Annotated in this window: 7 protein-coding genes; all 7 read left to right on the top strand. The window is 39.9% G+C overall.

Going from position 1 to position 9,548, the window contains the following annotated elements:
- On the top strand, positions 1 to 211 hold a 211-nt coding region (locus NSS66_RS20975; protein WP_340959692.1), incomplete at its 5' end, for a hypothetical protein.
- 133 nt (positions 212 to 344) lie between these two features.
- A complete protein-coding gene (locus tag NSS66_RS20970) occupies positions 345 to 1,106 on the top strand; it encodes an SDR family oxidoreductase (RefSeq protein ID WP_076265063.1) in 762 nt (253 codons plus the stop codon).
- A gap of 419 nt (positions 1,107 to 1,525) precedes the next feature.
- Complete coding sequence (locus NSS66_RS20965; protein WP_076265064.1) at positions 1,526 to 2,596, top strand: AraC family transcriptional regulator; 1,071 nt, start codon at positions 1,526 to 1,528, stop codon at positions 2,594 to 2,596.
- 97 nt (positions 2,597 to 2,693) lie between these two features.
- Complete coding sequence (locus NSS66_RS20960) at positions 2,694 to 5,120, top strand: glycoside hydrolase family 2 TIM barrel-domain containing protein (RefSeq protein WP_076265065.1); 2,427 nt, start codon at positions 2,694 to 2,696, stop codon at positions 5,118 to 5,120.
- A gap of 191 nt (positions 5,121 to 5,311) precedes the next feature.
- Positions 5,312 to 6,310 (top strand): SDR family NAD(P)-dependent oxidoreductase, encoded by a 999-nt coding sequence (locus NSS66_RS20955; RefSeq protein WP_076265066.1) that lies wholly within the window; start codon positions 5,312 to 5,314, stop codon positions 6,308 to 6,310.
- A 1,340-nt stretch (positions 6,311 to 7,650) separates the two neighbouring features.
- A complete protein-coding gene (locus NSS66_RS20950; protein WP_076265067.1) occupies positions 7,651 to 8,874 on the top strand; it encodes a sensor histidine kinase in 1,224 nt (407 codons plus the stop codon).
- Positions 8,871 to 9,521 (top strand): response regulator, encoded by a 651-nt coding sequence (locus NSS66_RS20945; RefSeq protein WP_076265068.1) that lies wholly within the window; start codon positions 8,871 to 8,873, stop codon positions 9,519 to 9,521. The genes NSS66_RS20950 and NSS66_RS20945 overlap by 4 nt, the downstream gene beginning before the upstream one ends.
- Positions 9,522 to 9,548: the final 27 nt, after the last annotated feature.

The following is a 9,548-nucleotide window of genomic DNA, read 5'->3' as shown; positions in this document are numbered from 1 at the left end:
AGGGGAGTTAATGAAATTGAATAAAAGAGAAGAAAAGGAATTCCATTTTTTTAAAGATCAGTTTTTTGATTATTTTCTTCAATTTTTACCTACATTCTCTGAGAAAGCAGTGAACAAGATACATTCCGGTAAAAGTGAAAGGCTCGATCAGTTGCATCGGGCTGAATCTGTTGGCAAAAATGAAGACATGGCGACAAAATACCGCGAGTAAGGCCTCGCAGAGCAGTTAGCATTTTTAGAACCGGACTAGATTGAGAGAGTTGAAGATAATATCTTCGCTGTTGTACTGATATGTATCATTTTTTCAAAATATAGATTTTAATAACTGTTCGGAGGGATTATTTATGCGTTTAGAAGGTAAAGTAGCTGTCGTTACAGGCTCTGCATCGGGCATGGGCAAAGCAATTGCAGAGTTATATGCGAAAGAAGGAGCAAGGGTTGTCGTCTCCGACATCAATATTGAAGGGGCTAAAATGGTTGCAAAGGGGATTAAATCAGATGGCGGCGAAGCAATAGCTGTTAAAACGAACGTTGCCGATTTGAATGACATTAATGTGATGATTGATACAGCCGTTAAAGTATATGGAACACTCGATATTTTGGTTAATAATGCCGGCATTATGGATAACATGGCAGCTGTAGGAGATGTGAACGATGAAAAATGGGATCTGATTTTTGATATTAATACAAAAGGTATTATGCGAGTGATTCGTAAAGCGATCCCGATCTTCCTAGACAAAGGAAAAGGCGTGATTATAAATACGGCATCGACGGGCGGTTTCAGTGGTGCACATGCGGGCGTTGCTTATACGGCTTCTAAACATGCTGTAATCGGAATTACGAAAAACACGGGTTTCATGTACGCTCAAAAGGGCATTCGATGTAATGCAATTGCGCCAGGAGCGACGGCTACAAATATTGTTTCCACTATTAACAACTTGAATGAGTTTGGTGCTTCCCGAACGAAGGTTACACAGGGCGTTATTCCTCGCGTTGGACAAGCAGAAGAAATTGCAAAAGTAGCCCTTTTCCTGGCTTCAGATGAATCGAGCTTTGTAAACGGTGCTGTTATAGCTGCTGACGCCGGTTGGACGGCAGGTTTCTAATCTATTTTTATATAATTTGCATGTATCTTTATATAATACTTTTTGTATTAAAGTTATTGAAAATTTAACCGTTGATTAATTGAGCCATAGTTGTGAGGGCTTTATATGTAAGATCAAATTTATATATCAATTCTTTTCTAATGACACAATAATAACTATCCATTTTATTACTTGTAGAGGGGAGAAAGACGGGCAACGTCGATTTTGTAGATATGGCAATTGTTACTCCAAGAAGAGAGTAAGAGGTTCACATCGGAAAACATGTTGAAGTACGAGATCGCGTTGCAAATACCACTGGTTTTCTTTAAGAAAATAGAATTCACTTGGTCGAAATATCTTAATGTATACAAGTTCAACAAAAGCTGTAACACCAATGCATCTTAACGTTAGCCGTTTACAACTATCTAAGGGGTGGGCCTATGAATTTGTTAAAACAGTATGAAGTATTTAGTGCTACTAATTCATTTCCAAAAATGGACGAAAATTTCATGGTTCATTACCCTTTTCAAGATCGTATAATACTTAACAGTGATAATGAAACCGTTCTTAGTCTTATTGGATCCTTTACTATTATTTTATGGAGAAACACATCGGACTCTAAGGTGGTACTTTCTTTGAATTTTGGTTCTCCTATACCAGCAAATGTTGAAGATAGATTAAATGCAGGCATGTCAAAGATACATCGCCACGATTATATTGAAATCGCTTATATTGTAAAGGGAGAATTCAGTCAACTGATTGGTGGCCAAAAGTATACTTTTAATCAAGGAAGCGTAGTCATTATCGACAGAAACAGCGAACATGCAGATTATGTGAAAGAACAGGATAACTTCGTTGTATTTATATGTATGAAAGAGGATTTTTTTGACGAAATGTTTCTTTCAGAAATAGAAAACAGCAATGTTCAACAATTTATAAGAAAAGCCTTATTGAAGCAGAAAAATTTAAGACAGTTTCTACAATTCTCACCAAGAGGTAAAAAGGATGTTATCCTTCCACTAATTGACCAAGTTTGCGCTGAAAAATGTGGGAATAAAAAAGGGGCAAATTATATTGTTAAAGGACTCATGATTCGAATATTTCATGTGTTGACAATGGACTTTGAAGTAAACCTTACTAAAACACAGCTAAAAAAAATGAATGATCTTCTTTTTTTGGATGTAGAAGAGTATATAAGAAAGAATTATAAAGAGACTTCTTTAAAAGACCTTACCAGTCGCTTTCATTTTCAAGAGGATTATTTCACTAGGCTTATTAAAAAGCACACCGGGCTTACCTTTTCAAAGTTTTTAAGAAAAATTAAGTTTGCAAAGGCAGAGGACATGCTTCTGAACACTCGTATGTCCGTTACCAAAATAATAGATTCTATAGGCTATACAAATCGTAACCATTTTTATAATGTATTTCACAACCTTCACAAAATGACTCCTGAACAGTACAGGCAGAATAAAAGGTCCGATAGTGAATTAGTCGGAAATGAGCACACTTGATAATAAAGTCATCGGAAGGGGGCAATGCTTCCTTCTATTTTTTTTGTTACCTTTATATTAGCTATATGATAAGACTTACTTGAAGGGTGGAAGGAACATGATCCGTAATTCTTTTAACGATGGATGGACTGTCGGGCCCTCTACAGGTTTCTTTAACATGACTCCAGGTGAAGCACCTAAAAAAGTCACACTTCCGCACGATGCTGTGATTACTCAGCTAAGAAAGAAACATACAGCAAGTGGACATAAAAAAGGGTATTTTCCTGATGGGACATTTGAATATGTAAAGAAATTTTTTGTATCAGAAGAGTACAAAGAAAAAAGAGTCACCTTTGAGTTCGAGGGTGTGTACATGAATGCAATGGTGTATATCAATGGTGATTTTGCAGGACAACATCCTTACGGATACAGCAATTTTTATATTAAGGCAGATCGCTTCCTTAAATACGGCGAGGAAAATGAAATTAAAGTGGTGGCAAGGAGTAACGATGATTCCCGTTGGTACACGGGGGCAGGGATCTATCGCAATACTAAAATTATGGTCTCAAACTCGGTTCACATTGCGGTTGACGGAGTGAAAATCACAATCCCGGATATTTTAAGTGAACGTGCGAGTGTTATAGTAGCAACAGTTGTGGTAAACGAAGGTATGAATCCACAGTCTACCAAGATTATCACGGAAATTGTAGATGCAGATGGCAATACGGTTGCTTCTGATACAGCACCTTTGACTGCTTTTAATAATGAAAGTGCTACAATTCGCCAACGCCTATATATAAAACAGCCTAAGTTATGGAATGTGGGCACCCCTTATCTGTATACGTGTAGAAGTAAGGTAATGGACGGAGACTATTTAATTGATGAAGAAACGAATACATTCGGGATCCGTTCTCTCTCTCTAGATGCAGAAGATGGTCTGCGTATCAACGGAGAAATTATTAAGCTTCGTGGTGCATGTATACATCATGACCATGGCGTGATTGGCGCTGTTGCTATTGAGCGTGCCGAAGAGAGACGGATTGAGATTCTAAAAGAGGCGGGATTCAATGCAATTCGCAGTGCTCACCATCCCATGAGTAAACCCTTGCTCCAAGTATGTGATCGTTTGGGGATGTTAGTGATGGATGAAAGCTTTGATATATGGACTCAGAATAAATGTGATTATGATTACGCACTGAATTTCCCTACCTGGTGGGAAAAAGACATCGAGTCGATGGTAGATAAAGATTTCAACCATCCGTGTGTAATTATGTATTCTATTGGAAATGAAATCCCGGATACCGGTACTGCAAATGGTGCAGCCTGGGGCAGGAAACTTACAGAGAAAATTCGCAGCTTAGATAGTACCAGATATATAATCAATTCGATTAATGGTATGGTCTCTGTAATGAGTCAATTGCAATCAATAATGCAAAACAGAAGCGCTACAGGTGATGTAAATACGTTAATTGCAGATGCTAGTGATATGATGAAAAATATTCAGAGTTTGGAAGTTGTTACCCAATCCACTGCTGAATCCTTTGCAGCGGTAGATATAGCAGGATATAACTATGCGGACAATAGATATGTAACAGATAAAGGACTTTTTCCTAACCGGATTATCTGCGGTACCGAAACATTTCCCAAGGATATCGCCAACAACTGGAAACTTGTAAAAGAAAACGGGCATGTAATTGGCGATTTTACATGGACTGGTTGGGATTATCTAGGAGAAGTTGGGATTGGTAAAATAGTATATGACGAAACCAGCAAAGGCGAGGGTATGTTTGGTGCTTATCCTTGGCTAGTTGCAGTTTGTGGTGATATTGACATAATTGGAAATCGCCGTCCTATCTCATTCTATCGGGAAATCGTATTTGGGCTAAGGAATCAGCCTTACATTGCTGTACAGCGTCCTGAACACTATGGGAAGAAGCCTACTACAACCCCGTGGAGTTGGAGTGATTCCATTTCAAGTTGGAGTTGGGACGGGTATGAAGGTAAGCCTGTAAAGGTAGAGGTGTATTCAGATGCTGATGAAGTAGAACTTCTGGTAAATTGTAAATCTATTGGGAAAGCCGGTACCGGTGAAGACAATGCGTTTAAAGCAGAGTTTGATACAGTATATATACCAGGTGAGATTGTCGCGGTGGCTTACATCGATGGAAAGGAAACAGGACGTTTTTCAATGATGTCTGCCAGCAATGAGGTGAACCTGCAGGTAGACGTAGACCGTACCTGGATTGCAGTCGATGATAACGATCTGGCATTCATTAATATTTCCCTGATTGATGAAAAAGGAATTATTAAATCACTTGCTGATCGTAAGGTATCAGTCAAGGTAGAGGGTGCAGGTATGTTACTCGGCTTTGGAAGCGCAAATCCGATGACAGAAGAAAATTACTATGATACGGCGCACACTACGTTTAATGGAAAAGCGCTTGCAGTTATTCGTCCAACAACAAGTGGAATTATTTGTGTGACTGTTGAAACGAAAGACTGCATTGCCCAAACGGTTAGGATTGAGGCTACCAATAACATTTAGATCCACTGGGGTACTGATAATAAATGAAGGTGTCCTGAGCAATGGGCTATCAATTTCCAAATTAAGGAGTAGTCACAATTAAGTATTCGTTTTATCTGGAGGGAGCGCTTAGAATGCTTACGAACGAATGAGAAAACACTTGTCTGCTAATGCAAGTTGGATCAAAACATTAGAAAAGAGAGGAAACGATTATGACTAAAAGACTGGAAGGCAAAGTAGCTATTGTGACAGGATCTGGACAGGGGGTAGGTAGAGGTATTGCTCTCAAGCTGGCTCGCGAAGGAGCCAAGGTAGTAACCAACAACCGCAAACCAGGCTCGACTGGAGCAGCTTCCTTTAAGAAAGAACTTGACGAACAGTTCAATGAATCTGAAAGAGAAAAGCTTCTCGCTTTAAACGGCGATGCTGAGAGTACCGCTAACGAAATTATAAGAGAAGGGGGGGAGGCAGTTCCCTTTTATGGAGATGTGTCTGACTATACCTCAGCTGAAAAGTTGATTCAAACTGCAGTCGATGCGTTTGGAAGGGTTGACATATTGGTTAATAACGCCGCAGGCTTAGGATTCGGTATGTTGACAAATACGTCGGAGGCGGACTGGGATTATCAGACGGTGCCCAAGCTCAAGGGAACATTCAACTGTATGAGCCACGCCATACCGTACATGATTAAGCAAAAATTCGGACGTATCTTAAATGTTGCTTCCGATGCATGGGTGGGAATAGCCGGGCTCGGGGCATATAGCGCTGCTAACGCGGGGATTGTCGGTCTGACCAAGGCGGCATCCAAGGAATTGTATCAGTTTGGTGTAACCTGCAATGCATTTTGCCCACAAGCCGCGTCACGTGGTCATGTTAACTTCGGTGCTACGCTGAGAGGGTTGATGGAGGCTCAGGGCATCACCATGAAAGTTGACGAGACAAAGATGAAAGAAGTCGAAGAGGCGCACGGACCAGCAGAAAATATGGCTCCATTCGTAGCTTATTTGGCTACCCAAGAAGCAGCCTATATAAGTGGAGCGGTATTTTCGGTAACAGCTAACGGACGGATTACACTTTACTCAGATCCTGTATCGACGCACGAGATAAAGAAAAACGATGTCCCATGGACTATGGAAGAGTTGATTAAGGTAGTTCCAGAGAAACTATTAAAAGATTATGTATCCATAGCCACGCTTAATGAGTGGTCTTGATTTCGGTAGTCTTGTTCGTCTGGCTGTATGGGAAGAATCGTCGTTACTTCTAGTCGGACGCCATGAAGCTACAATCACTGTCACTGATTGAAAACGGCCGGTTTAAAAAAACAACTTGAATTAAAACCAAGTTGTTTTTTTGTTTTTCATGGATGGGTATTAGGGAAGTCACTACATGGATACAATAGGTGTTCTCGTAATGTATTTAAAGAACATTGTGTAAGGACTTCCTTACGAGGTTCAACCAGCTCCAGACGAAAACAATGATGTGGCGCAGTGTCGGAAATATTTATAAAGGCAACCCATAAAATATGGGAGGGTACCTTTTATGATTAGATGGCTTTTTGAGTAGCTTACATAGCGCCGCAAGAGCTAGAAAGCGCACCCATGTGCATTTGCGATAAATTGATGTCCGTTTATCCATCTTGCACAAACATTTTAAAAAAGTAACGGCTATCAGCGGTACAGCATTAAAAGGCTATCCGATCGCAGGCAGCACACCGCTTATTTCTTTCGAATGGATTAGATGCCGTCGATGCGAGCTTTCGCCTTGGTTACGAGAGCCCTTCCCGCATGTTTGGGCGGTCACCGATGAACGATGTTAAGCATCTGCGTGATTCTATAAGTGTTCCGGCTGAAATGCATCTTAAAAAATACCCATCCCGTATGGATGAGCAGTAGGTTCTAAGATAATCATTTGCCCTATCGTACATGAAGCTATGCCTTTATGTACGATTTTTTTATTTCGGCATTTAATCTAAGATAAGTAAGAGAAACCAAAGTAAAACTAGGAGAAATTGTTTTAATTACTAATATTAACTTTGATTGAAATGATTATGATTTTTTTCTTTTGTCGGGGCAATTCTATCATCGATCCATTTGTTATTATTGGCTTCAACCAGTCAGCATCTGGGCAATCTGGTTACTTATCGTTATTCTTTTGACCCAGCAAATACAAGAGAATATCATTTCTTTGTTCACCCTTTGACAGTGATTATTCTCGTGCTGGTTATCCCAATATATATGATTGTTAAAGTCATCTTTAGTAAGGTATATTTGCTTTTTCACAAAGGAAGATGGGAAAATTTATAATTGATATTGAATATTTAGCATACAAACATTTATTTTGCCCAAACGTACACACGTCCTCGCCCATACGTACGTTTTTTATAACTCCATAATTTTGTAAAATGACTTGAGAAACAGTTTTACTTACTTTTAACTATGTTACAAAATGATAAAATGTAACTATAAAGTTTTTTTGTATACAACGAAGTTAGTTGCATGGCTTTTCATTTCCAAGCATCTGGAGTTGAACCAAAGGAATAGAGAGGTGGATTATGGGCAAAGAATCCAATGAACAAGACCACGATTTAGACTTAAAGATAAACGATAGCGATCGACTTAATATAACTAGAATTCCTATTATATTATGGATCACTCTAATCTATGGCGAGGGAATTATTTTTCAAAATATATATACACCACTACCACTTCAAAGTATATTGTTCTCTTTGACCATGATTCTGCACGTACTTTTGTACTGGTATGTTCGTAAAGTTCTATACTACTGCTCATGGTTTTATTTTATTATTCAAGGAGGAATCATCTTTTCGAGCGTCTTTCTCCTGCCTGAAAGCTTTCCGATTGTGCTGACTGGTTTAATCCCGGTTTTAATCGGTCAAACCATAGGGGTTTATTATCATGCTAAAAAAATTGTGTTGCTGTTTTTTAGTTTTTATCTTCTTTTTTGTTCCTACATTATATGGAGTCACGATAGCAAAAACTCAGTGCTGTTTATTACGCTGCTCATTCTTATAGCTGTTATCGTAGCTGCATACGCTATTCTTTTCTACAGGCAGGTCAATGCGCGGATTCGTACCCAAAACTTTCTTACTGAACTGGAGCTTGCACATCAAAAAGTGGAAGAGCTTACGTTAGCCAACGAACGGCAACGCATGGCCCGGGACCTGCATGATACACTGGCTCAAGGTCTTGCTGGCCTTATTATGCAGTTGGAAGCCGTAGATGCCCATCTGACACAAGGCAGCTCACAGAGAGCCCATGAAATCGTTCAGCAATCCATGTCCCAGGCACGCAAGGCATTGGCTGACTCACGACGTGCTATAGACAACCTGCGTTCAAAATCGGCCTCTGAAGTCGACTTTGCGGATGCAGTCCGGGAAGAAGCTCAGCGTTTTACGATGGCTACCGGTATTCGAACAGTACTGGACATCAAAATGAAATCCTCGGTATCCAGGCTGTTGATTGAGCATGGGCTGCACATCATAAGTGAATGTCTAACGAACATAGCCAAGCATTCGCATGCCAAGAATGTAGGGATCAATATTTTAGATAATCGAGGTAAAATCTATATAGAGATCCGTGATGATGGAAAAGGATTTAATCCAGATATCATCGCCAGACGATCAGGACACTACGGACTCATAGGCATTCACGAGCGTGCGCGTCTACTGGGTGGAACAATACAGATCAACAGCACAGCTCAAGAAGGTACGTCTATTAAAGTAGAGGCACCTCTTACCAAAGGAGACATAGCATGAAATTTAAAATACTAATTGTAGATGATCATTGGGTGGTTAGAGAAGGGCTAAAGCTTGTTCTAGAGACAAATGACAGCTACGAGGTTGTCGGTGAAGCCGAAGATGGGGCAACAGCTCTTACCCTGATTGAGGAACTTCAGCCGGATGTCATACTAATGGATTTATATATGCCTCAAATGAGCGGGTTGGAGACAATGAAAGCTTTAAAAGAAAGACAAAATGGCACACCAGTTATTATCCTGACGACCTATAACGAAGATGATTTAATGATCCAGGGACTGTCTTTAGGGGCAAAAGGATATTTATTAAAAGATACCAGCCGTGAGAATCTATTTCGGACTATTGAATCAGCATTAAGGGGAGAGACACTTCTTCAGCCGGAAATTACAGCAAGAGTTTTTGCTAAAACAAGTGAGAGAGAGGTCAAGAGCGAGCAGCATGAAGATACTTCAATTCTGACTGAGAAAGAAAGAATTATATTACAGTCCGTTGCACGGGGGCTTAGGAGCAAGGAAATTGCGTTCGACATGGGGACTTCGGAGCGGACCGTGAAAGCACATTTAACGAACATTTACAATAAACTCGGTGTCGATTCCCGATCCGAAGCGGTAGCCGTGTCTCTGGAACGAGGTATTCTGCATCATTAAAATGGTAAATAAAAACATATTCAGTTC

This window comes from Paenibacillus sp. FSL R10-2748 (genome assembly GCF_038005565.1).
In the GTDB taxonomy this organism is placed as follows: Bacteria; Bacillota; Bacilli; order Paenibacillales; family Paenibacillaceae; genus Paenibacillus; species Paenibacillus polymyxa_B.
This window is presented reverse-complemented; position numbering and strand designations above follow the sequence as displayed.